25 protein-coding genes and 2 pseudogenes are annotated in these 25,954 nt (G+C 71.1%); 16 read left to right on the top strand and 11 right to left on the bottom strand.

The features are described from left to right. Positions 1 to 2: 2 nt before the first annotated feature. Positions 3 to 254, bottom strand: coding sequence for an acyl carrier protein (locus IG78_RS0122885; RefSeq protein ID WP_030566152.1), 252 nt, complete (start codon positions 252 to 254; stop codon positions 3 to 5). A gap of 812 nt (positions 255 to 1,066) precedes the next feature. On the opposite strand from IG78_RS0122885, the gene IG78_RS0122880 reads away from it, so the two are divergent. The 6 genes from IG78_RS0122880 to IG78_RS0122855 all read left to right on the top strand — a co-directional run bounded on the left by IG78_RS0122880 (position 1,067) and on the right by IG78_RS0122855 (position 6,796). Further along, positions 1,067 to 1,747 (top strand): LmbU family transcriptional regulator, encoded by a 681-nt coding sequence (locus tag IG78_RS0122880; protein ID WP_063760788.1) that lies wholly within the window; start codon positions 1,067 to 1,069, stop codon positions 1,745 to 1,747. Between the two features lie 54 nt (positions 1,748 to 1,801). Beyond that, the gene (locus IG78_RS0122875; RefSeq protein ID WP_030566148.1) at positions 1,802 to 2,911 is read left to right on the top strand and encodes a DegT/DnrJ/EryC1/StrS family aminotransferase; all 1,110 of its coding nucleotides are present in this window, start codon (positions 1,802 to 1,804) and stop codon (positions 2,909 to 2,911) included. A 99-nt stretch (positions 2,912 to 3,010) separates the two neighbouring features. Further along, on the top strand, positions 3,011 to 4,360 hold the full coding sequence (locus IG78_RS0122870) for an NDP-hexose 2,3-dehydratase family protein (protein WP_051852867.1): 1,350 nt from the start codon (positions 3,011 to 3,013) through the stop codon (positions 4,358 to 4,360). Between the two features lie 71 nt (positions 4,361 to 4,431). Further along, positions 4,432 to 5,067, top strand: a complete 636-nt coding sequence (locus tag IG78_RS0122865; protein ID WP_030566144.1) for a dTDP-4-dehydrorhamnose 3,5-epimerase family protein — start codon at positions 4,432 to 4,434, stop codon at positions 5,065 to 5,067. After that, on the top strand, positions 5,060 to 6,337 hold the full coding sequence (locus IG78_RS0122860; protein ID WP_199813235.1) for an NAD-dependent epimerase/dehydratase family protein: 1,278 nt from the start codon (positions 5,060 to 5,062) through the stop codon (positions 6,335 to 6,337). The genes IG78_RS0122865 and IG78_RS0122860 overlap by 8 nt, the downstream gene beginning before the upstream one ends. 9 nt (positions 6,338 to 6,346) lie before the next feature. Further along, positions 6,347 to 6,796: a 2-thiouracil desulfurase family protein gene (locus IG78_RS0122855; protein WP_030566140.1), complete on the top strand. Its 450-nt coding sequence runs from the start codon at positions 6,347 to 6,349 to the stop codon at positions 6,794 to 6,796. Between the two features lie 11 nt (positions 6,797 to 6,807). On the opposite strand, the gene fabG is transcribed toward IG78_RS0122855, so the two are convergent. Continuing rightward, positions 6,808 to 7,527, bottom strand: a complete 720-nt coding sequence (fabG, locus tag IG78_RS0122850; RefSeq protein ID WP_030566138.1) for a 3-oxoacyl-ACP reductase FabG — start codon at positions 7,525 to 7,527, stop codon at positions 6,808 to 6,810. A gap of 82 nt (positions 7,528 to 7,609) precedes the next feature. After that, positions 7,610 to 8,398, bottom strand: coding sequence for a TetR/AcrR family transcriptional regulator (locus IG78_RS0122845; RefSeq protein WP_225882004.1), 789 nt, complete (start codon positions 8,396 to 8,398; stop codon positions 7,610 to 7,612). 117 nt (positions 8,399 to 8,515) lie between these two features. On the opposite strand from IG78_RS0122845, the gene IG78_RS0122840 reads away from it, so the two are divergent. Together IG78_RS0122840 and IG78_RS0122835 are read left to right on the top strand one after the other, a co-directional pair. Further along, positions 8,516 to 10,240: an MFS transporter gene (locus tag IG78_RS0122840; protein WP_051852866.1), complete on the top strand. Its 1,725-nt coding sequence runs from the start codon at positions 8,516 to 8,518 to the stop codon at positions 10,238 to 10,240. A 177-nt stretch (positions 10,241 to 10,417) separates the two neighbouring features. Then, positions 10,418 to 10,789: an STAS domain-containing protein gene (locus tag IG78_RS0122835; RefSeq protein WP_031128493.1), complete on the top strand. Its 372-nt coding sequence runs from the start codon at positions 10,418 to 10,420 to the stop codon at positions 10,787 to 10,789. Positions 10,790 to 10,939: 150 nt separating this feature from the next. On the opposite strand, the gene IG78_RS0122830 is transcribed toward IG78_RS0122835, so the two are convergent. Further along, positions 10,940 to 11,332, bottom strand: coding sequence for a DUF5997 family protein (locus IG78_RS0122830; RefSeq protein WP_030566131.1), 393 nt, complete (start codon positions 11,330 to 11,332; stop codon positions 10,940 to 10,942). A gap of 58 nt (positions 11,333 to 11,390) precedes the next feature. On the opposite strand from IG78_RS0122830, the gene IG78_RS0122825 reads away from it, so the two are divergent. Further along, a complete protein-coding gene (locus IG78_RS0122825; protein WP_078964921.1) occupies positions 11,391 to 12,239 on the top strand; it encodes a LysR family substrate-binding domain-containing protein in 849 nt (282 codons plus the stop codon). A 151-nt stretch (positions 12,240 to 12,390) separates the two neighbouring features. Continuing rightward, complete coding sequence (locus IG78_RS50220; RefSeq protein WP_063760787.1) at positions 12,391 to 12,573, top strand: hypothetical protein; 183 nt, start codon at positions 12,391 to 12,393, stop codon at positions 12,571 to 12,573. 77 nt (positions 12,574 to 12,650) lie between these two features. Here IG78_RS50220 and IG78_RS46180 read toward each other — a convergent pair. From IG78_RS46180 to IG78_RS0122805, 5 genes and pseudogenes are all read right to left on the bottom strand, one after another. After that, positions 12,651 to 12,851 (bottom strand): annotated as a pseudogene (locus tag IG78_RS46180) (SDR family NAD(P)-dependent oxidoreductase); the annotation flags it as partial. 120 nt (positions 12,852 to 12,971) lie between these two features. Then, a pseudogene (locus tag IG78_RS51560) lies at positions 12,972 to 13,231 on the bottom strand (transposase family protein); the annotation flags it as partial. Then, positions 13,228 to 14,145, bottom strand: a complete 918-nt coding sequence (locus IG78_RS0122815; RefSeq protein WP_030566127.1) for a LysR family transcriptional regulator — start codon at positions 14,143 to 14,145, stop codon at positions 13,228 to 13,230. The gene IG78_RS0122815 and the pseudogene IG78_RS51560, both read right to left, overlap by 4 nt. 375 nt (positions 14,146 to 14,520) lie before the next feature. After that, positions 14,521 to 15,054: a hypothetical protein gene (locus IG78_RS42550; protein WP_225882005.1), complete on the bottom strand. Its 534-nt coding sequence runs from the start codon at positions 15,052 to 15,054 to the stop codon at positions 14,521 to 14,523. Beyond that, positions 15,032 to 15,241 (bottom strand): hypothetical protein, encoded by a 210-nt coding sequence (locus IG78_RS0122805; RefSeq protein ID WP_199813240.1) that lies wholly within the window; start codon positions 15,239 to 15,241, stop codon positions 15,032 to 15,034. Before IG78_RS0122805 ends, IG78_RS42550 begins: the two co-directional genes overlap by 23 nt. Before the next feature lie 633 nt (positions 15,242 to 15,874). Between IG78_RS0122805 and IG78_RS0122800 the strand changes: the two genes are divergently transcribed. Then, positions 15,875 to 17,299: a M28 family metallopeptidase gene (locus IG78_RS0122800; RefSeq protein ID WP_030566121.1), complete on the top strand. Its 1,425-nt coding sequence runs from the start codon at positions 15,875 to 15,877 to the stop codon at positions 17,297 to 17,299. On the opposite strand, the gene IG78_RS0122795 is transcribed toward IG78_RS0122800, so the two are convergent. Then, complete coding sequence (locus IG78_RS0122795) at positions 17,197 to 18,153, bottom strand: helix-turn-helix transcriptional regulator (RefSeq protein ID WP_063760786.1); 957 nt, start codon at positions 18,151 to 18,153, stop codon at positions 17,197 to 17,199. The genes IG78_RS0122800 and IG78_RS0122795 overlap by 103 nt on opposite strands. Positions 18,154 to 18,291: 138 nt before the next feature. On the opposite strand from IG78_RS0122795, the gene IG78_RS0122790 reads away from it, so the two are divergent. Further along, a complete protein-coding gene (locus IG78_RS0122790; RefSeq protein ID WP_051852865.1) occupies positions 18,292 to 19,095 on the top strand; it encodes an SDR family oxidoreductase in 804 nt (267 codons plus the stop codon). 44 nt (positions 19,096 to 19,139) lie between these two features. Here the strand turns inward: IG78_RS0122790 and IG78_RS0122785 are convergent, their stop codons facing one another. Then, positions 19,140 to 20,459, bottom strand: coding sequence for an MFS transporter (locus tag IG78_RS0122785; RefSeq protein ID WP_169749713.1), 1,320 nt, complete (start codon positions 20,457 to 20,459; stop codon positions 19,140 to 19,142). 453 nt (positions 20,460 to 20,912) lie between these two features. Between IG78_RS0122785 and IG78_RS0122780 the strand changes: the two genes are divergently transcribed. From IG78_RS0122780 to IG78_RS50615, 4 genes are all read left to right on the top strand, one after another. Continuing rightward, positions 20,913 to 22,274 (top strand): condensation domain-containing protein, encoded by a 1,362-nt coding sequence (locus IG78_RS0122780; protein WP_078964877.1) that lies wholly within the window; start codon positions 20,913 to 20,915, stop codon positions 22,272 to 22,274. A gap of 175 nt (positions 22,275 to 22,449) precedes the next feature. Further along, positions 22,450 to 23,403, top strand: coding sequence for a fatty acid desaturase family protein (locus IG78_RS0122775; RefSeq protein ID WP_051852864.1), 954 nt, complete (start codon positions 22,450 to 22,452; stop codon positions 23,401 to 23,403). A 42-nt stretch (positions 23,404 to 23,445) separates the two neighbouring features. Next, complete coding sequence (locus IG78_RS0122770; RefSeq protein ID WP_030566109.1) at positions 23,446 to 24,120, top strand: GNAT family N-acetyltransferase; 675 nt, start codon at positions 23,446 to 23,448, stop codon at positions 24,118 to 24,120. Beyond that, entirely contained in the window at positions 24,092 to 25,954 is a 1,863-nt protein-coding gene (locus IG78_RS50615) for an aspartate aminotransferase family protein (RefSeq protein ID WP_078964878.1), read from the top strand. Before IG78_RS0122770 ends, IG78_RS50615 begins: the two co-directional genes overlap by 29 nt.

The raw sequence follows: 25,954 nt of genomic DNA, 5'->3' as shown, positions 1-25,954 counted from the left end.
CGTCACGGAGTGTGTTCGACCCGCTCCCGCACCAGGTCGACGAGATCCTGCACCGTCGTGATCGTGGCGAGCGACTCGTCCGGTATCTCGTCACCGGCCTGCCGTTGCAAGGTGAAGGCGATCTCCACCATGGAGAGGGAATCGATGCCGAGATCGTCCACCAATGACTTGTCCGGCGCCACCTCTTCGGCCGGAATTCCGGCTACTTCTTCCACCGCTTCCGCGACAAAGCGAAGCGCGCTGTTCTGATCCATGAGTGCGTCCATGCTCATCTTCTAATTCATGGACTCGCGGCCGGTCAATGCGCCGTCGTTCACCGTTCATTGCTACATTCAAGGCGGTGGTCCTCCGTGCCCGGTCAGAAGCATCGCGGAAGAAATCCTGACGCTTGCGGCGCGTTCGGACGCGTTCGGTGCGTTCTTATTCCGGTACGTGTACGGGAAAGGGCGCGCGCCCCGCGCACGCCCCGGGCAGGGCGCCCGGGGCCGTTCGCGGAACGGCCCCGGGCGCGGTCGCGGCGGCCTCCGTCCCGCCGGCGGGACGCCACGCCGGGCCCCGGCGCACGGGCCCGCACATCGCCGGAGGCCGGTCGCCGCGGTGCCCGGAGCGGCGTATCCGGAAGGGGAGCGCAGCCCCGTACGCGCGGTCCCTGCCAGGTTCCCAGGTTGTGAAAAGCGCAGGCGCGCTCCCCCTCCCCGCATTACACGGCGGTGCGGTGAAACCCCATGAATCAGACGGTGCCGGAATGCGATCAACCGCATGTCCCGCGGCGGTCTCGCGGTCGGCTCATCCGGAACAACCAGCCATTCATTCCCCTGGACACCGCCCCGCACCCTGCCGCAGACTGCCGGAGTCCCGGGACCACTCGGGGCAGGTGAGAGTACAGCACGCTCACACGGAGGATGTCTTGCCAAGCAAGAGGCACGGGGGAATACCTCCCGGCGTGAGGCCGCTACCGCACTCGATTCCCACAACGATTGGCAACCCGATTCCCGGAACCCTTACGGGCGGGCTGCCGAGAAGCCATGGCGCACCGAATTCCCCGCAGCGGAAATTCGGGCCACCGATGCAGGTGAACGCGTCCGTGGTCGCCCGGCGCACCTCGCTCGACCTGCCGGCCGACCTGCCACTGGAGCGATGGCGGAGCCTCGGCGAGCACATCGCCGTCATCGCGGAGTCCTCGAGCTGGTGGCTCGGCGACTGGATCGTCTATGGCCAGTCCCACTACCCCGACCGCTACAAGATCGCTCTCGCCGACACCTCCCTGAGCTACCAGACGCTGCGCAACTACGCCTGGGTCGCGGGCCGGTTCGGTGTCGGGCGGCGGCGCGGCCGGCTGAGCTTCCAGCACCACGCCGAGGTCGCGGGCCTGGAGGAGCGCGCCCAGGACCACTGGCTCGAGCAGGCGGAGCGGCACGGCTGGTCGCGCAACGAACTGCGCAGGCACGTCAAGAACAGCTTGCGCGCACCCGAACACAGACCCGTGACGGAGGCGGCGCGACCGTCCTCCGGGGGGAAGCCCGCGGCCATCCGCTTCAAGGTCACCACGGAGCGGCACATCCGCTGGCAGAAGGCGGCGGCCAACCAGGGGCAGGCGCTCGCCGAGTGGATCGTCGCCGTACTCGACCGCTGCGCGCCCGCCACGGTGCGTACGGCGGCGGAGAACGCGGCCGCCACCGCGCTGGAGAAGTGCGGGGCCGCGCACGCGCGATGCGGCCCCCTGGAGGCGTCGGCACCGCACCACTGAGGCCGGTCCGCGCGTGACAGGACGACCCCGAGTCAACCCGAAGGGCCCGTGGCCATGAGCATCAAGGTCTGGAACTACCTCGCGGAGTACGAAGCCGAGCGGGCGGACATCCTCGACGCCGTGGACACCGTCTTCCGCTCCGGCCAACTGATCCTCGGCCGGAGCGTCGGAGACTTCGAGCGGGCCTTCGCCGACTACCACGGCGTCCCGCACTGCGTCGGTGTCGACAACGGCACCAACGCCATCGTGCTCGGCCTTCGCGCGCTCGGGGTCGGCCCCGGTGACGAGGTCGTCACCGTCGCCAACACCGCGGCTCCCACGGTGGTCGCCATCGACGCCGTGGGTGCCACGCCCGTGTTCGTCGACGTGCACCCCGAGACGTATCTGATGGACGTCGACCGGATCCCGGACGTCGTCACCGAACGCACCAAGTGCCTGCTGCCCGTGCACCTGTACGGCCAGTGCGTCGACATGACGACACTGACCGCGCACGCCGCCGCCCATGGACTCACCGTCCTGGAGGACTGCGCCCAGGCGCACGGCGCGCGCGGGCACGGAAAGCTCGCGGGGACCATGGGGGACGCCGCGGCGTTCTCCTTCTACCCGACCAAGGTCCTCGGCGCCTACGGCGACGCGGGCGCCACCATCACCTCGACGGCGGCGGTGGACGCCGCCCTGCGCAGGCTGCGCTACTACGGCATGGAGGACCGCTACTACGTCGAGGCGACACCCGGCCACAACAGCCGCCTCGACGAGGTGCACGCGGAGATCCTGCGCCGCAAGCTGACCCGCCTCGACGACTATCTCGCCGCTCGCCGGGCGATCGCGGCCCGCTACGCGGAGGGCCTGGCCGGTACCGGTCTCGTCCTGCCGTCCCTGGCGGCGGGCAACGACCACGTGTACTACCTGTACGTCGTGCGCCACCCGGCACGCGACACGATCCTCGCCGAGATGGCCCGGCGGGACATCACGCTCAATGTCAGCTACCGCTGGCCCGTGCACACCATGAAGGGCTTCGCCCGCCTCGGCCACCACACGGGCGACCTGCCCGTCACCGAACGGGCCGCCGACGAGATCTTCTCGCTGCCCATGTACCCGTCGCTGACCAAGGCCGAGCAGGACCTGGTGGTGGAGGCGCTGCGCGAGGTGCTCGCGGCGCTGTAGCGCCGGGAGCAGTTCAGCCAGGGGCCGTTCAGCCAGGGCCGTTCAACGGGAGGTGCCGTCATCGTCACGTCGGAACAGGGCGCCGCGCCCGCCGCCCAGGTGGAGCCGGACGCCGGCTTCGCCGCCTGGTGGGCCGAACGGCGCCGGGCGGCCCGGCTTTCCGTCACTCCTGTCCCGTTCCGCGAGCTGCCGCACTGGTCCTTCACCCGGGACGGCGACCTCGTCCACGACAGCGGCCGCTTCTTCGCCGTCTCCGGCCTGCGGGTGCACGGCCCCGGCGACGCCGGTCCGTGGCCGCGCGACCAGCCGGTGATCGTACAGCCGGAGATCGGTGTCCTCGGCCTCCTCGTCAAGGAGCGGTACGGCGAACCGCACGTACTGCTCCAGGCCAAGGCCGAGCCGGGCAACATCGACGGCATCCAGCTCTCGCCCACCGTGCAGGCGACCCGCAGCAACTACACGCGCGTCCACCGTGGCGGCGCCACCCGGTACCTGGAGCACTTCACCGGTCCCGGCCGCGGCCGTGTCCTCGTCGACTCGCTCCAGTCGGAACAGGGCGCGTGGTTCTGGCGCAAGCACAACAGGAACATGGTCGTCGAACCGGTCGGCGAAGTCGCCGAGCATCCCGACTTCCGCTGGGTGGCGCTGCGTACCGTACGGCGGCTGCTGCGCGTCGACCACCTGGTCAACATGGACACGCGCTCCGTGCTCGGCTGCCTGCCCACGGGGCCGACGCCGCACGCAGCGGACGCAGCGGATTCGGTGGACTCAGCGGATTCGGCGGACGGGCCGGACACGGTCGCCGTACCCGGGCTGCGGTCCCTCACCAGTTGGCTCATCGACGTCAAGCAGCGCTGCCCCTGGCAGGTCAGGACCGTCCCGCTCGCGGACGTGCGCGGCTGGACCCGGACGGACACGGAGATCGCCGCCGACACCGGCGGGCCGTTCCGGATCATCGCGGTCCGGGTGGCGGCGGGCACCCGCGAGGTACGGCAGTGGGCGCAGCCCCTGCTCGCGCCCGGCCGCCCGGGCCTCGCCGCGTTCCTGTGCCGCTCCACCGCCCCCGGGCCCCGGATCCTGGTCCGGGCCAGGACCGAACCGGGGCTCGGTGACCTCGTCGAGATCGGCCCCACCGTCCAGTGGTCGGCGGACACCGGGCCCGCGACCGCCGAGGAGGCCGGGCCCTTCGACGGCATGGCGCTGACCGGCGACCCGGCGCGCGTACGGTTCGACGCGGAGCTGTCCGAGGAGGGCGGCCGCTTCCACCGGGCGGCGACCCGGTACCGCCTCGTCGAGGCGGACGACGCCCTCGACGCGGCGCACCTCCCCGACGACTACCGCTGGCTGACGACAGCTCAGTTGCACGCACTGGTCGTACGCGGCCAGCACGTCAACGTCCAGGCGCGCAGCCTCCTCGCCTGCCTGGCGGCACCGGCCTCCCCACCGTGAACCGGCCGCGCCACCCCCGGACCCGGACCCGGACCCGCTCCGGGGAGACCTTCGCCGAAAGGACATGTGCCGTGCAGACACGCGAGTTGGGAGTACGTGGTGCGTACGTGTTCACGCCCACCGTCTTCCCCGACGAACGGGGGCTGTTCGTCGCCCCCTACCAGCAGCCCGCGTTCACCCGCGCGCTCGGCGGCCCGCTGTTCCCCGTGGCGCAGACCGGGCACAGCAGGTCCCGCCGGGGAGTGGTCCGCGGTGTGCACTTCACCCGCACCCCGCCCGGCATGGCCACCTATGTGCACTGCGCCCACGGCAGCGCCCTCGACTTCGTCGTCGATCTGCGCCTGGGATCGCCCACGTTCGGCCGCTGGGACTCCCTGACCCTGGACACCCTGACCTTCCGCGCGGTCCACCTGCCGGTGGGCGTCGGCCACGCCTTCCAGGCCCTGGAGGACGACACAGTGATGGCGTACCTGCTGTCCGGCGGTTACGCGGCCGACGACGAGAAGGCGGTCTCGGTGACCGACCCGGCCCTCGCGCTGCCCCTGCGGGACGACCTGCCCAGGCTCCTCTCGCCCCGCGACGAGGTCGCGCCCACGCTCGCGGCGGCCGAACGGGCGGGCCTGCTGCCGGAGTACGAGACGTGCGTGCGGCTCGACACCCAACTGCACGAAGCCGCTCTGGCCGCGGCGGGGGAGCGTCATGGCTGACGTGCGGCGGTCCGGGGCCCCGGGTGCCGGGGCCCGCGCGTCCCACGGCGGTACGAGGGTCCCGCCCGGCGGGACGGAGGTCTCCGGTGACACCGGCTCCGGCGCCGACATCCGGGGCGGTTCCGGTGCGGGCGCGGGCACTGGCGCCGACACGGGCAGGGGCACCGGCATCGGCACTGACGCGGGCGGAGGCGGGGGTGCCCGCAGCGGTACCGGCACGGTGGGCGTCCTCGCGGGTGGTGCCCGCGGTGACCGTGGGGCGCGGGCGCCGCTCGTCACCGTGCTCGGTGCCTCCGGCTTCCTCGGCTCCGCCGTCGCCGCGATGCTCGCGCGACGGCGTCTTCGGCTGCGCCTGGTGGCGCGCCGCCCCAGCGCCGTCCCGGCCGCCGCGGTGGCCGATGTGGAGGTGCGCGCCGCGGACCTCACCGACGCGGCGAGCCTGGCCGCCGCCGTCGACGGCGCCGACGCGATCGTCCACCTGGTGTGCCACCGGTCCGGCGCCCGCGCCTGGCGCACCGACGACGATCCGCTGGGGGAGTGGGTCAACGTCGGCATGGTGCACGCGCTCGTCGACGTCCTGCGCGCCGCGCCGGGCGGGCGGCGGCCCGCGTGCGTCTTCGCCGGATCGGCGAGCCAGGTGGGGCTCACGGCCCGGACCCGGATCGACGGCACCGAGGAGGACCGCCCCGCGAGCCGCTACGACCGGCACAAGGTCCTGGCCGAGCGTGCCCTGCTCGACGCCACCCGCGAAGGGGTGCTGCGCGCGGTCTCGCTCCGGCTGCCGACCGTCTACGGCGAGAGCCGCACGCCCACCGCGGCCGACGGCGGCGTGGTGACCGCCATGGCCCGCCGCGCCCTGGCCGGTGAGCCGCTCACGGTGTGGCGCGACGGCACCATCGGCCGGGACCTGCTGCACGTCGACGACGCGGCCCACGCCCTCGTCACCGGTCTCGACCGCGTCGACGAACTCGCCGGGCGGCACTGGCTGGTGGGCACCGGCCGCACGACCATGCTCGGGGACCTCTTCCGCGCCGTGTCCCAACTGGCCGCCGACTGCACGGACCGGGAGCCCGTGCCGGTGGTCACCGTCGAGCCCCCGGACCACGCGACCCCCGCCGACTTCCACAGCTTCACGGTCGACGCGGCGGCGTTCCGCGGGGCGACGGGGTGGTCGCCGCGGGTGCCCCTGCACGAAGGCCTCATGCGTACGGTGGGCGCGCTGGCGCGGGAGCACGCGGCGGGCACGGCGCGGCTTTGGGGCACGCCCTAGCCTTGGGGCATGGAAGCAATTCTGGTCAGCGCGTGTCTGCGGGGCGTGCCGTGCCGCTTCGACGGGCGGCACAAGGCGTCCTCGGAACTTGAGCGGGCCGTGGCGGGCCGTGACGTGGTCTCCTTCTGCCCGGAGGTGGCGGGCGGACTCGCGACGCCGCGGCGGCCCGCGGAGCTGGTGGGCGGCGACGGACACGACGTCCTGGACGGAACGGCGCGCGTCGTCGAGGACACCGGACGTGACGTCACCGCGGAGTTCGTGGACGGTGCCCACCGCGCACTCGCGGCCGCCCGGCACGGGGGCTGCACGGAGGCGCTGCTGATGCCGCGCAGCCCCTCGTGCGGACGGGGCGCGGTGTACGACGGTTCGTTCGCGGGGGAGTTGGTGACGGGCGACGGCGTGACGGCGGCCCTGTTCGAGCGGAACGGGATCGCGGTGCGGTCCGCGCCGGGGGTGTGAGCCCCCCACCCTCAATGCCCCATCCCCAGCCCTCCGTCGACCGCCAGCACGGCCCCCGTGACGTAACCGGCCCCCGGCCCCGCGAGGAAGTCCACGGCCGCCGCTATCTCCTCCGCCGTGCCCATGCGGCCGAGCGGAACGGATTCGGTGACGGCCGCGATCCGCGCCTGGGTCAGGGACGCGGTCATGTCCGTGTCGACGAGGCCCGCGGCGATGACGTTCACGGTGATGTCGCGTGGTGCCAGCTCGCGGGCCAGGGAGCGGCCCAAGCCGATGAGGCCCGCCTTGGACGCCGCGTAGTTCGCCTGGCCCGCCGTGCCGAGGAGGGCGGAGACCGAGGAGATGAGGACGATGCGGCCGTGGCGTGCGCTCATCATGGGCCGCACGGCCCGCCGGGCCACCCGGAAGGCACCGACGAGGTTGGTGTCGATCACAGTCTGGAAGTCCTGCTCCGACATCGTCGCGAGCAGCCGGTCACGCGCGATCCCGGCGTTCGCGACGAGGACCTCCACCGCGCCCTGCTCGGCCTCGACCTCCTTGAAGGCCCGGTCCACCTGCTCCGCGTCCGTGACGTCGCACCGCACCCCGAAAAGCCCCGCGGGCGGCTCCCCGGACCGGAACGTGACCGCCACCCGGTCCCCGCCCGCGGCGAATCGGCGGGCCACCGCAAGACCGATGCCACGGTTGCCACCCGTGACCAGAACCGAACGTGCCGGAACCGAACGTGCCATCGCTGCCTCCCCGTACAGACCGATGCAGACCAATGCAGATTGCTGCAGACTGATTGATGCAGGCTGATGCGGTGCCGCACGCTCAGGCCGAGCGGCGGATCACCAGTTGCTCGATGCCGTCCAGAAGTCGTTGCAGTCCGAACTCGAACGGGGCGCCCGCGTACGGTGTCGCCCCTGCCGCGAGGGCCCGCCGCAGCGCCGGATAGCGGTCGAAGTCCACGAGCCGCCCCAACGCGTCGTCGCGCTCCCTCGTGTCCGTGTCCGCGCCCGTGTCCGCGTCCGTGCCCTCCCGCCCGGCCGCCTCCGCAGCGGACTCCCCGGCACCGCGCAGCCGCCCGAGGCCGCGCACATACGCGTCCACCGCCTCGATCGCGGCCAGCTTCTCCGCCTCACCCAGTCCGGTGCCGTCGAAGACGCGCAGCGCGGAGTCCAGCCAGCGCAGCATGTTCGGCCCCGGCACCTGCTCGGCCGCGCCCAGTTCGAGGACCCAGGGGTGCCGCCGGAGCTGCCGCCAGTCATCGTGCGCGAGCGCGGTGAGCTTGGCGCGCCAGTCGCCCGGCCACTCGTGCGGCAGGGTCGGCCCCACCGCGACCGCGTCGAGCATCAGGGCTTCGAGCTCTGCCCGGCCCGGAACGTAGGTGTAGAGCGAGGCGACGCCGACACCGAGCTGCGCGGCGACGCGGCGCAGCGACATCGCCGCGGGGCCGTCCCGCTCGACCACCTCGATCGCGGCCTCGACGATCCGCTCCCTGGTGAGCCCACGCGCGGGACCGCGCGAACCACGGGTGTCCCCGCCCCACAGCAGCGCGAGCGCACGCTCCTGCGGGCTCGGCGGTGGTACCGGGGCCGGAGCGGGCAGCGGATCCGTCACCAGGGACACCCTCCAACCGGCCGGCCGCCGTCACGTGCGGCTCGTCTTTTGCGATCAACTCGTAACTCAGTATACCGTTCGGAGTTAACCGAACAGTGCTCGGAGTGGGGCGGTCACATGATCGGAGACATTCCGGCGGCGGCCACGAAGGGCCCGCCGCCCTCCCGGCGCCGCGAGGAGCGCACGCTGTACGCGGCGGCGTTCACCAACGGCCCGAACGAGCTCTTCGACTTCCTTCTGCCTCTGTGGGCGGGCGCCGCCCTCGGCCTGAGCGCCACCGAGGTCGGCATCCTGATGGCCGTCGAGATGGCCCTGTCCGTGATCGCGCGACCTATCGCCGGTGTGCTGGCCGACCTCTTCGAGCGCCGCTACGTCGCCGCGACCGGCGCGCTCCTGTACGCGGCGTCCGCCGCCGGGTACGCCCTCGCGCAGAACGCCTCCTTCGCCTACACCGCAGCCGGGGTCGGCGGGGTGGGCGGTGCCCTGCTGTGGGTGGCGGTCCGCGCCATCGTCAGCGAGCGCCTCGCGGAGGACTCCGCGGTCTTCCCGCGCCTGCTCGCCTCGCAGGAGACGGGGTCCTGGGTGGCCTTCGTCGCCGGCATGGTCCTGATCGGCGAGATCGGCTTCGACGGCGTCTTCTGGGCGTGCGCCGGAGCCTGCCTCCTCGCCGCCGTGCTGCTGCTCTCCTCACCCCGCAGGCACAAGGCGCCGGGGCGAGGGCCGGGACCGGCGGCGGCCGTCGCCGGGCTCGGTGCCGTCGGGCGCAGGCTCCGCCCCATGCTGCTCGCCGTCGTCGTGACCATGGCGGCAGAGGCCGCGATCTCGCTGCTGCTCCTGATGCACCTCCAGCGGGAGTTCGACCTGGAGGTCCTCCAGGTCGCCTATGTCTTTCTGCCCGGGGCGATCGCGATGAGCGTCGCCGCGGAGCGCCTGCACACCTACGTCGTCCGCTTCGGCCGCACCCGGATCCTGATGTACGCGTCGTTCGCCAGCGCCGCCTTCGCGGCCGGTCTCGCGTGGGCGCCGCACCCCGCCGTCATCGCCACCCTGTGGATCCTCAGCGGTCTCGCCTGGGCCGCGGTGATCCCGATCCAGCAGGCGGTGATCGCGGAGGCCTCCGGCGAACACGCCGGGCGCGGCATGGGCGTGTACGAGTCGGCGAACCTCCTCGGCGCGCTGATCGGCGCCCTCACCGCGGGGATGCTCTACGACGGCGCCGACTGGACCGTGGCCTGCCTCAGCGCGGCGGCGCTGATCCTGGCCGGATCGGTGATCGTGCCTCGCGCCGTACGGAGCCTCGGCGTCGCCGATGTGCCACCGCCACCGCCATTGCCGGAGCCGGAGCCGGAGCAGGTCTCCGAGCCGGTACCGCCCCCCGGGCCAGGACCGGGGCCGGACGGGGCGCCCGCACATGGCGCGACCGTCGCGGCCGCCTCCGCGCCCGTGCAGTCCGCACTCGCGGAGGCCGGTCCCGCGGAGGCCGGTCCCGCGAAGGCCGCTCCGACGGAGCCCGCTGTGGCGAAGCCCGCCTTGGAGAAGGACGAGCCGCCGAAGTCCCGGCAACAGCTCCTGCGGGAACTCGCCCTGCACGCGGCCGCGTACACCGTGGCGCAGATCGTCCTGCTGCTCCTCGGGATCTCGTGGCTGCACGACCTGGTCACGGGGGACACCGCCGATGTGCTGCTGCACGGCGGGGGGCAGGAGTCCGGGGTCGCCCGGGTGCCGGAGGACGGCGGCAAGATCTGGACGTTCGTCCTGGTCGGGCACGCCTTGTGGACCGGTGCGAAGTGTCTCGCGATGTCGCTCGGGGGGAAAGCCCCCGCGGGCCGGTCGAAGGGCTGATATTCGGCCAAGTCTTGTTTAATGCAGGGCAGTTGCATTACTCTCCCGCCCGACGGGTATGCCAAGGGCAACAACGTGCCACCCCAGCCCCCGGTGGTGAAGCTCATCGCACAGACCCCGCCGGTGATCAGCTCAGGCTCACCTGGAGCCGCCTCACTGCGCCATGAGGGGGGAACGATGCTCGAGGACCACGCGGAGTTCGGCCTCCGCGCCGATGTGCGGCAAGAACGCCTGATCATCGCGTTCTGGGGAGAGCTGGACATACTCGCGGACGAGGTCCTCGCCGCTCCGCTCGCGCGCCTCGCTCGGGAGAGCCGCCGCGACCTCGTGCTCGACCTCAGCGCGGTGACGTTTCTGGACTGCGGTGGACTGACGCTCTTGTGCCGTGCCAGGGACGCGGCCCGGCGGCGTGAGACGCGCGTCGTCCTGGTCGTGGACAACCCGTTCTTCCACAAGATCCTGCGCCTCGGCGGCCTGACGGCGACGTTCGACATCGCCGGGGACCTGGAAACCGCGCTCATGACGGGGGCGGAGGGGTCACCCGTGTGAGGCCCTGCCCGGACGGGCCGGGGTGGGCCAGGCCGGGGTCGGAACAGGCCCGGGTCGGGGCAGGCCGGGCGCCGCTCAGGGCCAGACCCGCCCCTCGGAATCGCCGCTCGGGGCCCGGCCCGCCCCCCGGAATACTTCAGCCGGAATACTTCAGTCCGAGTCGGCCGCGGTCTCGCGCTGCTTCTCCTTGAGGCGCACGGTCTCCTTGCGGACCTCGGCCTGGGTGGCGCGCTCCCGCTGCAGCCACTCCGGGTTCTCCGACTTCAGGGCATCGATCTGCTCGGTGGTCAGCGCCTCGGTGACCCCGCCGCGGGCGAGGCCCGAGATGGAGACGCCGAGCTTCGCCGCGACGACCGGGCGCGGGTGCGGGCCGGTGCGGCGCAGGTCCTGCAGCCACTGGGGCGGGTCGGCTTGCAGTGCGTTGAACTCGGCCCGGGAGACCACGCCCTCCTGGAACTCGGCGGGGGTGGCCTCGAGGTACACACCCAGCTTCTTCGCCGCGGTCGCGGGCTTCATGGTCTGGGTGGTCTGGTGCGACGTCATGGTCACCAGGGTATCGAGCGCCTGAGCGACCTCCGACCACGCCGGGTAGCCTGGCGTGGTGACAGGCTCGGAAAACACCTCTTCGTTCCGGCTGGCCTATGTCCCGGGGGTGACACCCGCGAAGTGGGTGCGTGTCTGGAACGAGCGGCTGCCCGACGTCCCGCTGACCCTCGTCCCGGTGGCGCCCGCCGACGCGGACGGACTGCTGCGGGACGGCGGTGTCGACGCGGGCCTGGTACGGCTGCCCGTCGACCGGACGGTCCTGAGCGCCATCCCGCTCTACACGGAGGCGACCGTGGTCGTCGTTCCCAAGGACCACCTCGTGACGGCGGCCGAGGAAGTGAGCGCCGTGGATCTTGCCGACGAGGTCGTCCTCCACCCCCTCGACGACACCCTCGGCTGGGCGGAGCTGCCAGGGCGGCCCGCGATCGAGCGTCCCGCCACCACGGCCGACGCCATTGAGCTCGTCGCGGCCGGTATCGGTGTGCTCGCCGTGCCGCAGTCACTGGCGCGGCTGCACCACCGCAGGGACCTCACGTACCGGCCGCTCACCGACGTACCGCAGTCGAGCGTCGTGCTGTCCTGGCCGGAGGACGCCACCACCGACCTGGTGGAGGAGTTCATCGGCATCATCCGGGGCCGGACCGTCAACAGCACCCGCGGCCGCCGCGGGCCGGCGGCGCAGGCCGCCGAGAAGCGGGGCGCGGTCAAGGGCTCGCCCCGTAAGGGGGCACCGAAGTCCGCCTCCGGGAAGCCCGGTTCCGCCTCGGGCAAGTCCGGTTCGGGAAAGCCCGCCGCGAGCAAGTCGGGCAAGCCCACCCCCGGCAAGTCCGCGTCCGGCCGCACCCCGCGACGCGGCAGCGGCGCCCCACAGCCCAAGCGGGGCAGGCCTCGTCGCGGGTCGTAGCGTTCCACGGCCCTGCTCCCGGACCCGGCCCTGGAGTCCTGGCTCAGACACCAGCCGCAAAGTAGGTCACGGGTAGCTGGAGGGCCCCATTTCCCTTGCCGGGCCCGGAAGATCGAGCCACCGGGCCGGACCCGGGTCGAGAAGGCCCTCGTTGGTCCACAAGATCAACGCCCGCGCCGAGCGACGGATGGAGAAGCAGCTCACCGCCGAGTTGAAGAAGGTCCGCGGTAAGGAGGGCATCCCCTTCAAGCCGGCGACGGCCGCCGTGGACACGTCCGACGAGGTCGTACGCCGGGGCCCTGTTCCCCGTGGTCGAGGAGAAGACACTCCGTGAGCTGGTGGCCGAGGCGAAGGCGAGCGAGAAGGTCTTCGAGGCCAGGGTCCGCACCACCCTGCGCTCCTCCTACCGGTGTCCAGGGCCGTTGCCACCGCGCGGTGGGCGGTCTCCTCCTGGGTGATGTCACCGTTTGTCGCGACGACGCCGGGAAACTCCTCCGCCAGATTCGTGACGTCGGGGCGGAGGTCGAGGGCGACGACCCGGGCGCCGTAGGCGTGGAGGAGCGCCACGATCTCCCTGCCCACCCCTCGAGCGGCTCCGGTGACGATGGCGATCCTCCCAGCGAACTCGGTGGACTCGGTGGACTCGGATGTTGCGGCGGATGCGGTGCAGGTGTCACGGTGCGGTCCCTGGCGAAGGTGGGTGTGCGTGCAGGCGCCGGTGCAGGGCATCTCCACATCCGTCAGCGTCCGAAGAAGTGGGCCAGGACTGTCCGGGACCGCGCACCCCCGCTCAGCCAGGAGCGTGCGTACCTCCCGATTGCGCGGGTGACGGTGGAGCGGTCGACGCCGGAAAGCAGTCCCGGCACTGAGTGCGGCAGGTCGTGCCGCAAATGGATCAGCGTGCCACCGGCCGGTCGACGAACACCATCTGATGGCGGGCCCACCAGGCACGCGAGATGACGCCGAGAGAGTCCCGTGAACCAACTCGTTATGCCGAGGGCGGGTACGCGCGCCGTTCTGCGGCCCGGCGCACGAGAATGGCGTGCAGCTCCCGGGTCGCCGTGGGGATCGGGTGTGCATGGCGTCGCTGGATCACGACGCGGAGTTCGGTGGAGTCGTCGGCCAACGGACGCCACGCGATGGTGCCGCTGCGCTCCAGGGGGTCGCCGAGCATGCTGTAGTCGGGCAGCACGGTGGCGCCAAGACCCTCAGCCACCATCAGCTTGCACATCTCGGCGCCGTCGGCCGAGTAAGAAAAGGACGGCGTACGGCCGCTCAGAAGCCGATGGATGTAGCGATGCATGACATAACCGGACCGCATCACGATCAACGGCTCGACCAGCAGATCGGTGACGGTGACCGCCTTGAGCGCAGCCAACGGGCTGTCCGGACGGACACAGACGACCGGGCGCCCGCGCAGCAGTTCGGTGGTGTGCAGGCCAGGCGGAAGATCGTCATCTCGAAGGTAGCTGACCAACCCGAGATCGAACCCACCCTCGGCCAGATGGAGTTGGATATCGTCCTGCCGGTCCGCGACCACCTCCACCTCAGTCGATGGGTGTGCGACGCGAAACTCACGGATGGCCGGCGTCAGCAGGGTGACCGTGGCTGCGCTGACCGTGCCGAGCCGCAGCCTTCGGCTGATCTGGTGCTGCTCGTCGGCGGCCTGGCGTAGCTGGTCGACCGCGTCCAGCACCCCGGCGATGTGCGGCAGCAATTCGCGTCCTTGGTCGCTGATCTTCGCTCCGGAGCGCTTGCGTTCCAAGAGCTCCACTCCTAGTTCCCGCTCCAGGTTGCGGAGTGTCTCGCTCAATGCCGGCTGCGACAAGTGCAGTACCTCGGCGGCGCGGCGCAAAGATCCCAGCCGTGTGACTGCCGCCAGGTATTCCAACTGTTCCACACGCATGACGAGCTACCTCCGACGCTCATCATAAACTCACCAATTCCGCTCAGGCGATGGAGGGGTGAAAGGGGCACCCTATCGGGGCATCGGGAACTCCTCATCGACCTGGAGCGAGTCCGCAGCAAAGGCATGCGGACCGGCGGCAATTGGATACTGGAACGGCATGTTTGCCCAGTCGAGCCTGAATCGAAGACTTACTTGTTCACCGAGCGGATCAAGCTGCCCCTGTTCGTCGAAATCTCAGGGGGGACCCTGCGTGACAGCCGATACCCTTCCGGCCACGATCTTCTGGGGGTTGCGCTTGCCTTGTCTGGTCTGGTGGTGGGCACACTGGTGGGGTTCTACAACCCGAACACGCACGGCCGGGTGCGTTAAAGATCACCTCTGCGTCGGCGGATTCTTGTGCTCAACATGCGTCGCCGTTCCGGTGGCTTTTGCGTGGCTCTTGCGGCTCTCAATGTGGTTGATCGTCAGGTTGGCAAGAGCAACCAAGAGTGTTGCCAGCAGCGCTGGAAGCCAGGGGTGTTCGACGTGGAGCCCGGGAGTGAAGGATTCCACGAGCAGTGCTCCCAGAAAGGTTGTTGCTGCGGAGATGGCCATGTCCGCGCTGTGTTTGGTCCTGTGGGAGCTAGCTGTCAGACGCAGTACGAGACGTATAGGGGTGGTGAATGCACCCGCGAGCAGGCCACAGGGTAGGCACAGCACGACAGCCCAGACGAGAGCGCTGGCGCTGTCGGCCGCGATCAAGTTACTGGAGAGGAATACGACAACCAGGACGCCTGCCAGCACCACCGTGACCAAGGCAGCGATGATGCCGAGTACGAGGGCAGTCATGCCGAGGGCGGCAGACACCTTCTCAGGTGTTGACAGAGAGGCCCAGGTGGATTCATCACCGGGCCGCTGGGGCTCCATGGCGCGCCTCCTTTGTGCTCGTGCCCGACCCCAGGATCCGCTCGTCGCCCTTGCGGGCGTCGGGGTTCTCAAGTTGCTTCGCGTAGTGTTCGAACTCCTGGATCAGGCTGGCATCGGCACCGTCTGCCCGCATACGGGAGATGAGGTCGCGGACACCGTCGGCAGTTGGCCGCAGCGATTCTGCCACCTGCGAAGCCCTCGCCGAGTCACGGTGGGCCGGTCACAGGCAGCCAGAAACTCGTTCTCGTACCCTGAAGGGTGTCCGTTCGGCCGGCGTCCAGCGGCAGTACTCCGGCACCGCGGGACGCACGGAAAACTCCCGGATCGGGGTCCTTCTCGGCGGCGAGTGCGTGACCCCCGAGCTAGTTTGCGGCTGGTGTCCGAGCTGGGACTCCAGGGCCGACCCGCCGGGTTCGGGAGCACCGCGTGGTGCGGGGTCGGTGGCCCGTAGGCCAGGCGGGGCAGGCTCGTCGTGGGTCGTAGTGTTCCGTGGCCCTGTTCCCGGTTGGGAAGGGTTCGGCCGCACCCCGTGCGGTGCGGGAGCGGCAGTTCGCAGGTCAGGCCAGGCAAGGTCCCGCCACGCGTCGTAGCGCCCCATGACCCCACGGTCCCGCACCGTGGCCGGGCGCGACCACGCCCGGCCATGGCGCGGTCGCCGTTCCGCTGTCGGGTGCAGCCGCGCTCTGCGGCGCGGGCCGCCACCGCTCCGGGACCGGCCCGGACGTGCCCTGCCCCCATGGTGTCGCCGTCCCGCCCCGCCCGCCGCGGCGCACCCCCCGACCCCCTTGCGTCCCGTTGTGGTGTCCATGACTATGGCCGCATGTCTGAGCAGACGGGCACTTCCCGGCGAACCGTCCTCGCGGCGGCCGCGGCCGCAGGCACGGCCGGGGCTGTCGGCTTGGAGGCAGGGCCCGCGGCGGCGCGAGCGGAGCGGAGCCGCGCCGCGCACCCCACCGCGCAAGCGCCGCCGCGCGAACTGCGCGCGCTCCTCCGGGAGATCGACCACCGCCGCGTCGAGGCGACCGTGCGCCGGCTCGCCGCGTTCGGGACCCGGCACACCCTCTCCGCGCAGGACGACCCCGTACGCGGCATCGGGGCCGCCCGCGACTGGATCCTCGCCGAGCTGCGGCGCCACGCACGGGCGTCCGGCGGCCGGATGAGCGTGGAGCTCCAGTCGTACGTACAGGAACCGGGGCCGCGCGTTCCGCAGCCGACGAGGATCACCAATGTCGTCGCCACGCTGCGGGGTTCGGCCGCCCCCGACCGGATCTACGTCGTCTCCGGGCACTACGACTCCCGGGCCAGCGACGTCATGGACGCCACGAGCGACGCGCCCGGAGCGGACGACGACGCCTCCGGGGTCGCGGTCGTCCTCGAACTCGCCCGGGTCATGGCGACCCGGCGACTCGGCGCCACCGTGGTCTTCGCGGCCGTCGCGGGCGAGGAACAGGGGCTGTACGGCGCGGCCCACATGGCGGAGCAGTACAAGCGGCGGAAGGCGGACGTCCAGGGGATGTTCACCAACGACATCGTCGGCAGCTCCACCGCCGACGACGGCACCCGCGACCCGCGCACCGTCCGGCTCTTCGCCGAGGGCGTGCCGTCCTCCGAGACGCCCGAAGAGGCCGCCGTACGACGCTCCGTGGGCGGCGAGAACGACTCACCCGCACGCCAGCTCGCCCGCTTCGTCCGCGATGTCGCCGACAACGACGCGACCGGCATGCGGGTGCGCGTCGTCCACCGCCGCGACCGCTATCTGCGCGGCGGCGACCACATACCGTTCCTCGAACGGGCCTACCCGGCGGCCAGGTTCACCGAGCCCGCCGAGGACTACGCCCACCAGCACCAGGACGTACGCGTGGTGGACGGCAAGCAGTACGGGGACCTGCCGGAGTTCTGCGACTTCCCGTACATCGCCCGGGTCGCGCGCGTGAACGCCGCCGCCCTGTGGAGCCTCGCCCAGGCGCCGGGCACCCCGCGCGGCGCGAAGATCCGCACCGCGGCCCTGACCAACGACACCGAACTCGTGTGGGAGCGCGGGCCCGGGAGCGGCCTCGCGGAACCGGCCGGGTACGAAGTGGTGTGGCGCGAGACGACCGACACCGAGTGGACCGAGGTCATCGACGTGGGCGACGTCACCCGTCACACCGTCGAGCTCTCCAAGGACAACGTCTTCTTCGGCGTCCGCGCGGTCGGCCGCTCCGGCCTGCGCAGCCCGGTCGCGTTCCCGACACCGGAGCGCTGAGGCGCGGCGACCCCGGCGACCCCGCCGGCGAGCGACGCGAGCGCACCGCGCGACGGGCTGCCCTGCTCGGCCGCGAACATCACCAGTGCCTGATCGGGCGCGTCGGGCAGGCGCAGCGTCTCGCGGCGCAGGACAAGGCCGCCGGCCGCCGGGTGGCGCAGCCGCTCCACGCCGTGGGAGTGCTCGCGCACCAACTGCTCGGCCCACAGCAGTTGGAAGTCCTCGCTGCGCACGGAGAGTTCGCCGAGCAGATCGCACAGCCGGTCGTCGCACGGGTGCCGGCCGAGGTCCATGCGCAGCGCCGCCACGGTGTCGCGCGCCGTCTCCGCCCATGCCTCCGCGTCCGGATAGAGACCCCGCACGCCCGCGTCGAGGAAGTGCAGCCACGCCACGTTGCGCCGCTCCGTGGGCAGGGCGTCGAAGTCCGTGAACAGCGCACGGGCAAGGCGGTTGGAGCCGAGAATGTCGAGGCGGCGCCCGACGACGTACGCGGGCACCTCGTCCAGTGCCGAGAGCAACACCTTGACGCCCGCCCTGACCGGCTGCGGGGCGGGCGGCGTGGACGCGGGATGACGCAGGGCGCGGGTGAGATGGCCGAGGTGGGCGCGCTCGGCGTCGTCGAGGCGCAGCGCCCGCGCGACGGCGTCGAGGACGCTGTCGGAGACGTTCTGGGTCCTGCCCTGTTCGAGCCGTACGTAGTAGTCGACGCTCACCCCTGCCAACTGCGCCAGCTCCTCCCTGCGAAGGCCGGGAACCCGGCGGCGGCCACCGAACGGGCGGACGCCCGCCTCCTCCGGGCCCAGGCGGGCGCGGCGGGAGCGGAGGAACGCGGCGAGTTCGGTGCGGAAGTCCATGGATCAAGTGTCCGGCACAAGGGTGGTTCTGCCGGACCCAGGGTCGAGCGGGGCCCTGGGTGGGCGCGGGCGGCTCCCGCAGAGTCGGTGTCGCGGCTCCGCGGGAGCGGGCCGCCCGTACCGTTCAAGGAGGACACCATGACCACCACCGCCCCTCAGCCCTCTCGGACCGCGTCCCCCGCCCGCCGCCCTCTCTCCGGCCGCGTCGCCGTGGTCACCGGTGCCTCAAGCGGCATCGGCGAGGCGACCGCGTGGGAACTCGCGGCCCAGGGCGCGCACGTCGCCCTCCTCGCGCGCCGCGGCGAGCGCCTCGCCGAGCACGCCGCCCGGATCGAGGAGGCGGGCGGCACCGCGCTCGCCCTCCCCGCCGACGTGACCGACCGCGCGTCCCTGGCGTCGGCGGCGGCGGGCGTCCGCGCCCGGTTCGGCCGCGTCGACCTCGTCGTCAACAACGCGGGACTCGCCCTGCCCGACCTGCTCGACGGGTCCGCGGGCGGCACCTGGCAGCGCATGATCGACGTGAATGTCACCGGGGCGTTCGCAGTCGCAGAGGAGTTCGTACCCGATCTGCTGGCGGCCGCCGCGGAGCGGGGCCACGCGGACCTGGTCAACATCTCCTCCGCCGCGGCCCGGACGATTCTGCCCGGCTTCGCCGGATACGCCGCGAGCAAGGCCGCCTTCAGCCACCTCTCCCACAATCTGCGCGCGCGGCTGAGCCCCGCCGACGTCCGCGTGACCACCGTCGAACCCGGCGCCGTGGACACCGAACTGCGCGACCACATCGGTGACCCCGCCGTCAGCGCCGCCGTCCAGGAGGCCATGGAGGCCATCGGGACCCTTCCGTCCGGCGCGGAGGTGGCCGAGCTGATCGCCTTCGCGGTCTCCCGGCCCCGCCATGTGAACCTGTCGCACCTTTCGGTGCTGCCCACCCGGGAGGTCTGACTTTCGGACCCCTGCCCAGCCGGGCGGCCCGCGCGGAGAGGCCCTCACTTCTCGGAGTAGACGTCCCCGGCCGGTGGACTCGACGGGTCCGACGACACCGACGGGTCCGAGGGGGCCGACGGGTCCGAGGGGCCCGACGGCACCTCGGCCGGTGCCGCGGCCCAGGGGTCGTCGCGTCCCACGGGGAAGAACTGTTCCTCCAGGAGCAGGATGAGGGCCGCCACCGTCATCAGCCCGCCCACCAGGAACGTGCCGCGTACGCCGAGGACCGGCAGGAGGAGACTGCCGGCGAGGGCGCCCGCGGCGACCCCGAGGTTGTACGCGGCGCTGTTCGCCGCGATGGCCGTCTCGGTGCGGCCCGGCGCGAAGTGCATGACCTGGCTCTGCGTGGCCATGAACACCGGGCCGAGGGACGCGCCGAGCAACACCAGCATGGCCACGGCGACGGGCTTGGAGCCGCCCGCCGCGTAGAGCCCGAGCAGCGCGAGTGCCTGCGTGGTCACGGGGACGGTGAGGGTGGCACGGGGGCAGCGGTCGAGGAGGCGGCCGTAGACCGCGACGCCGACGATGCCGGTGACACCGAGCACAAGCAGCAGCGTGCTGACCGTGGACTCGGTGAACCCGCTCTCGTCCACCAGGAACGTGGAGATGTACGTGTAACCGGCGAAGACACCGGTGACGGTGAGGCCGGTGACGGTCAGGACGATGGCGAAGCGGCGGGTGTCGGGGGCCACGCCCCGTACCGCGTGGCTCTCCTCCGGCCGCGAGACGGGCAGGGCGAGGGCGATGAGGACGAGCGGCGGGAGGGCGAGCGCGCCGACCACCAGGAACGGCACCTGCCAACTGCTGTGCTGGCCGAGCCAGGTGCCGCCTGGCACACCGAGGACCAGTGCCGCCGAGCCGCCCACCGACAGTGCCCCTATGACGCGCCCGCGCACCTGTGGCGGGAAGAGGCCGACCGCGACCGTCCCCATCACCGCCCAGAACAGCGCCTGCGCCACCGCGATCACCAGACGGCTGGCCATCAGCACCCAGTACGAGGAGACGAGGGCCGACACGAGGCTCGCCAGGAAGAGGGCGGCAAGAAGTACGCACAGCACTGAGCGGCGCGGGACCGAGCGGGTCATCTGGGCGATCGGCACCGAAACGAGGGCGACGGTCAGGCCGTAGCCGGACACCAGGAGCCCGACCGCCGACAGCGAGACGTCCATGTCGTCCGACATGAGCTTCAGGACGCCGATCGGGAGGTTCTCCGTGGTGTTGAAGGTGAACGCCCCCAGCATCAGAGCGGCCACCACGGCCACGCCGCGACGTGTGCTCGCGCGCCCGTCGCCGGGTGGGGTCGCTGTCGGGTCCGTCGCCATCCATCCTCCACGTTCACCGTGCGTACATGAGATTTCCGGAACCACTGCTTCTTGTTTCAACGGGCTGTAGGCAAAGGAAGTTCGAAGTGCCGCCCCGAAGATCGTGGAGGCAGTCGCAGGCCAGCGTAAACCCTGGTCGGCAAGGTGTGGCTAATTTACGTCGAGTTGGCCGAGTTCAATGCCCGTAGCTTTGCGTGATTGCCGTGTCGGTAACGGAGTCGCTGGCCCTTGCATTCAGTGACATTCGCATCTGCACCCAGAAGGGTATGGACGTTCGATCAAGTGCCGGGTAGGCTACCTTTGTTGTCCCGGCCTCCGTAATCCCCCCACCTCTTCCCGGACTTCGTCACTGTTCCCCCCACCATTGGGTAAGCACGGCCAAGAAATTGTGTTCGTGACGCCTGTGCAATGTGGCGTCGATTTAAGCAGATGTCCTCTTGAGGAGGGTGTGCGTTGCTTAATCGCGAAAGAACAGAACTACCACTCCTTGCTACGCAGTTGCGCACATGGAAATCTCAGTCAGAAGATTTCGGGAACCCTGCTTTCTGTATTTGCGACTACCTTGACATCCGTGGCCACATCGACCTGGAGACCATGCGGGCGGCGCATGCGCAGGTGGAGCGCGAGGCCGAGGCCTTACGCCTCGCCATCGTTCCCGACAAGGACGCGGACGGCGGGTACCGCCAATTCGTGCGGGACGACCCGGCGCCTCTGACCCATGTCGACCTGAGCGGCGAATCCACGCCCGAGGCAGCAGCCGCGGCGTGGATGGAAAGGGACGCGTCCGGCGCAGAAGGTCCCGTCGACCCCCTGTCGCTGTGCCGTGCCGCCCTGCTGAAGATCGCCGACGACCACTTCCTGCTGTACCGGCGCGTGCACCACGCGGTCGTCGACGGCTACAGCCTCGCGCTCGTCTTCAACCGCACCGCGGCCGTCTACTCGGCACTGGCCCAGCAACTTCCCGCGGACAGCGGCGCCTTCCCCGCCTTCGCCCGCCTGGCGGAGACCGAGACCGCCTACCGCGACAGCAAGAGCCGCACCCGGGACCGCACGTACTGGCTCGACACCCTCGCCGAACCCCCCGAGCCGGTCAGTCTCGCCGGCCGGAGCGGCGGGCTCGCCATCGGCCGCCGCCGCACCACCGAGCTGCCCCCGGACCGGGTCGAACGCCTGGGACGAGCGGCCGCCGATCTCGGCGTGACCTGGTCGGACCTGGCCGTCTCCACCATCGCGGCCTACGTGGGGAAGCACACGGGCGCGGACGAACTGCTGCTCGGCCTGCCCACCAGCGGGCGCCTGAGCCCGCAGGTGCGCAACGTCCCCGGCATGGCCATGAACATCCTGCCGCTGCGGCTCGCCGTGGACACCGGCCTTCCCCTTCGCACCTTCGCGCAGCGCGTGTCGCGCGAGATAAGGAACGTTCTGCTGCACTCCCGCTATCCGACCGCCGAGATCTCCAGGGAAGTCCTCGGAGAGGGCGGCGGGCGGCTGTGGGGGCCGATGGTCAACGTGATGAAGTTCGACTACAAACTGGACTTCGGGGGGTCGGTCGCGACGATGCGCACCGTGTCGCTCCCCCTCACGGTCGACATGACCGTCTACTTCTTCCAGACCTCGGCGGACGGGACGACGGACGTCATTCTCGACGTGCACCCCGAACTGTTCACCGCCCGGGAGACGGACGCGCATCTGGACGGGATCCTCGGCCTGCTCGACGCGATCGAGACCGCGGGCCAGGAAACCGCCGTGCGCGACCTTTTCCCCGCGTCGAAGCCCACGCCCGCGCCCGTACCGGCGCCCGGGGCAGCCGACTGACCGACCCGAACCGAACCGAGCGGCACACCTCAGCGCCCCCGGGGTGTTCGTGTGCCCTCGCAATGCCGTGCGGTGCCGCGCCACGCCCGGCCGACCGGGCAGGACCGCCGGGCCGGGCCCCCGCGCGATGTCGCACAGCCACCGGGAAAGCTACTGGGAAAACGAGGGAACCACGATGGATCTGACCGCGGGCGATGCCGTCGACCCGGCCGTACGCAATCCACAGGAGGCCACCGCACTCAGAGCGTCACTGAAACACCTGCGCACGGAGCCCCGCGGATGGGTGTTCACCCTCAAATTCGCCTTATGCGTAACACTCGTCGCGGTCGGCGTGGCACTCGTCCTGCAACCGGTTCTGTGGTGCCGGATCACCGGTGTCGTCCTCATCGGATGCATGCTCGCGCACGCCGCGGAACTCCAGCACGAGACGCTGCACAATCTCGCGTACCGGAGTCGCAGGGCGAACACCGTCACCGGCGTCGTCCTCGGGTTGCCCATGCTGATTTCCTTCGCGGCCTACAAAGCGGCGCACATGCGTCACCACCGGGATCTTGGCACTCCGGAGAACCGGGAGTTCTTCGACTACGGGGACCAGTACGGCGACACGGAGAAGTCGACGTTCGGCAAGGTGGTGGACTGGACCGTGCGGTTCACCATGGCCCACCACTACTGGCTGTTCCTGAAGAACCTCGGCCGGTCGCTGCTCGGCCGGGAATTCGAGGGCGAAAGCGTGCGGGTGTCACGTCGTATCCGGCGTGACCATTTCATCGCGCTGGCGGCGGTACTTGCCCTCACGGGAATCTCGTTCGCACTGGGTTCGGCGCTCGTTCTGTGGGTATGGCTGATCCCGCTGGTCCTGGTGGCGGGGCCCGTGCACGCCCTGATCGAACTGCCCGAGCACTTCGGTTGTGAGGTATTGGACCGCGACCCGTTCGCCAATACCCGCACGATCCGCTCCAATCGCATTCTGACGTGGTTCACGAACGGCAACAATTACCACGTCGAGCACCATCTGATGCCGAATCTTCCGCTGGAGCGGCTGCCCGATCTGCACGGCGAGGTGCGGGACCGCATCCGCTTCTACAACCGCGGCTATCTCGACTATTTCGGAAAGCTGCTCCACAAGTGAGCCAGTGCTTTACCACCGTCTGTCCGGTGAGAGGAGCAGTAGGTGAACCTGACCTTCACAGTGGCGCGCACCGAGGCCGAACTGGCCGATGTACTGCGGCTTCGTGAGGCCGTCTACGTCGCGGACCAGGGCCGTCTGGCCGACGCCGCCGACACGGCGGCGACGTTCGACCGGTTCGACGCCCACGCCGAATACATCCTCGGATACGTCGACGGGGCGGCCGCCGGCACGGTCAAGGTGGTGCCGGACTCCGCGGCCGGACTGCCCTGCGACGACACCGTGGACATCTCCGCGCTGCGGGTGGGCAACCGCCTCGTGGAATTCGGGCACTTGATGACCCTGCCGACCATGCGCCACCGTGAGATCGGCATGGCGCTGATGCGCGAAGCCGTCATTCACAGCGCGCGCGAGCACGACATGACGCACATCCTCGGGGACTTCTTCGTGGACGACTCCGAGGGGCTGCGCGGCTTCTACAAGGAAATCGGCTTCTTCGCCCTGCACGAGCCGTACGAGGACACCCGGTTCCAAGGCGCGCCGCTCAGCCTCGTCGCGGCTCTCGACGTCACCGACGCGGTGCGCAGGGCCCGTACACCGGAAGGCCGGAAGAGCCGACTGCTCCAGTACTTCTTCGGCGACTACGACAGCTATGCGGGAAATGACAGCCACGCGGTGAAGGAGGTGGCGGATGCGGACACGGCGTCAACTCCTTGCTGAGACCAAAGCGGCCCACAATCACCCCGCCTACGCGAAAATGGCGTTCGTCATGGGGTGCGGTGTCCAGGGCGAGGGGCGGGGCAGCCGCGTCCTCGACGACGAGGAGGGAACGCCCTACCTCGCCCTCTTCGACCAGTACGGCAACCAGTCCTTCGGCTACTCCCACCCCCGCATCGTCGCCGCCGTACGCGAGCAGCTCGACACCGGCGTCCTGAACAGCACGAAGATCATGTTCGAGGAGGTGCAGATCCGGCTCTCCGCGCGCCTCGCGGAGGCCACCGGACAGCGCCTGCCGTACTCCTACCTCGCCAACGGCGGCGGCGAGACCATCGACAACGCCCTCAAGCTGGCCCGCGCCGCGACCGGCCGCCCCGGCGTCATCAGCGCCCGCGGCTGCTTCCACGGCAAGACCTTCGCCACGCTCAGCGCCTCCGACCGGCCCGAACACCGGGAGCTGCTCGGCCCGTTCATGGAGCACTTCCGGCAGGTCGACTTCGGCGACCTGGACGAGCTCGCCGCGGCGCTCGACGACACCGTCGCCGCCGTGCTCCTCGAACCCGTCCAGGCCGAGGCCGGTGTGATCGTGCCGCCGCCCGGCTACCTCCAGGAGGTGCGCAGGCTGTGCACCGAGGCGGGCGCGCTGCTCGTCCTCGACGAGATGCAGACGGCGTTCGGCCGCTGCGGCACCTTCTTCGCGTACGAGCAGTTCGGCGTCACCCCGGACCTGGTGTGCGTGGGCAAGGCGTTCGGCGGCGGTGTGCTGCCCCTGTCGGCCGTCCTCGGCACCAAGGAGGTCTGGGAGGTCCTGCGGGTGCTGCCCTCCACCTTCGGCTCCAGCCTGGGCGGAAACCCGCTGTCGTGCCGGGTCGGCCTGGAGAGCATCGCCATCGCGTCCGACGAGGCGTTCCTGACCGGGGTGAAAGAGCGGGCCCGCACGATCGACGAGCGGCTGAGCGCCGCCGCGCACCGCCACCGCGCGATCGTCACCGAACACCGCGGGATCGGCATGATGCACGGCCTGGAGTTCACCGACGGCGCCACCGCCGGGTTCGTCCTCGGCCGACTCCTCGAAGAGGGCGTCACCTCCACGTACTCGCTCTACCACGCGAACGTGCTGCGGGTGCAGCCGCCCATGGTGATCTCCGAGGCCGACCTGGACCAGGGGCTCTCGGTGCTCGAAGGGATCCTGGCGGAAGCCGACGGCACCAAGACCGCCGCCGCCCGCGCCTCCGCCGACGGCACCCGGTCCGCCCCCGCCTCCGCCGAGGGCCCTCCTACGGCCGAACTCTCGCCGGTGACGCGGACGGTGCGGCTGCCGTACCCGCCCGCCGCCGTCATGGGCCTGCTGCGCACCCGCCCCCACCTCCTCGACCCCTTCGCCGCCGACAACGGCGTCCCCGCCGCGGCGGGCCGCGAACCGGAGTTCGCCGGGCGGCTCGGCGGTGACGCCGTGGTCTGGGCGGACCGGACCGAGCTCCTCGACGACGGCGTGCGATCGAGCGCCGAGGCGGACTGGCTGTGGCACACCCTCGAACGCCGGGCCACCGTCACCGCCGCGCCCGGCGGCGGCAGCCAACTCGACGTACGCGTCACCTGGGACACCGACAGCGGCTCGTACGAGGACATGCTCGGCGGCCGGATCGGGTTCCTCGCGGGCACCGGGCTCGACGCACTGATCACCGCGCTGACGGCCGAACTGGCCACGCGACCGGACACCCAGGAACTGGCCACGCAGGAACCGATCACCCAGGAACCGATCACCCAGCAACCGGACGCCCAGGAACCGAACACCCCGCAACCGGACACGCAGGAAAGGAAGTCGGGCGACACGTGA

Origin of the sequence: Streptomyces aureocirculatus, from assembly GCF_000720475.1 — a bacterium.
GTDB lineage: Bacteria > Actinomycetota > Actinomycetes > Streptomycetales > Streptomycetaceae > Streptomyces > Streptomyces aureocirculatus.
Note: the sequence above shows the minus strand (reverse complement) of the source record. Positions and strands in the feature narration are given on the sequence as shown.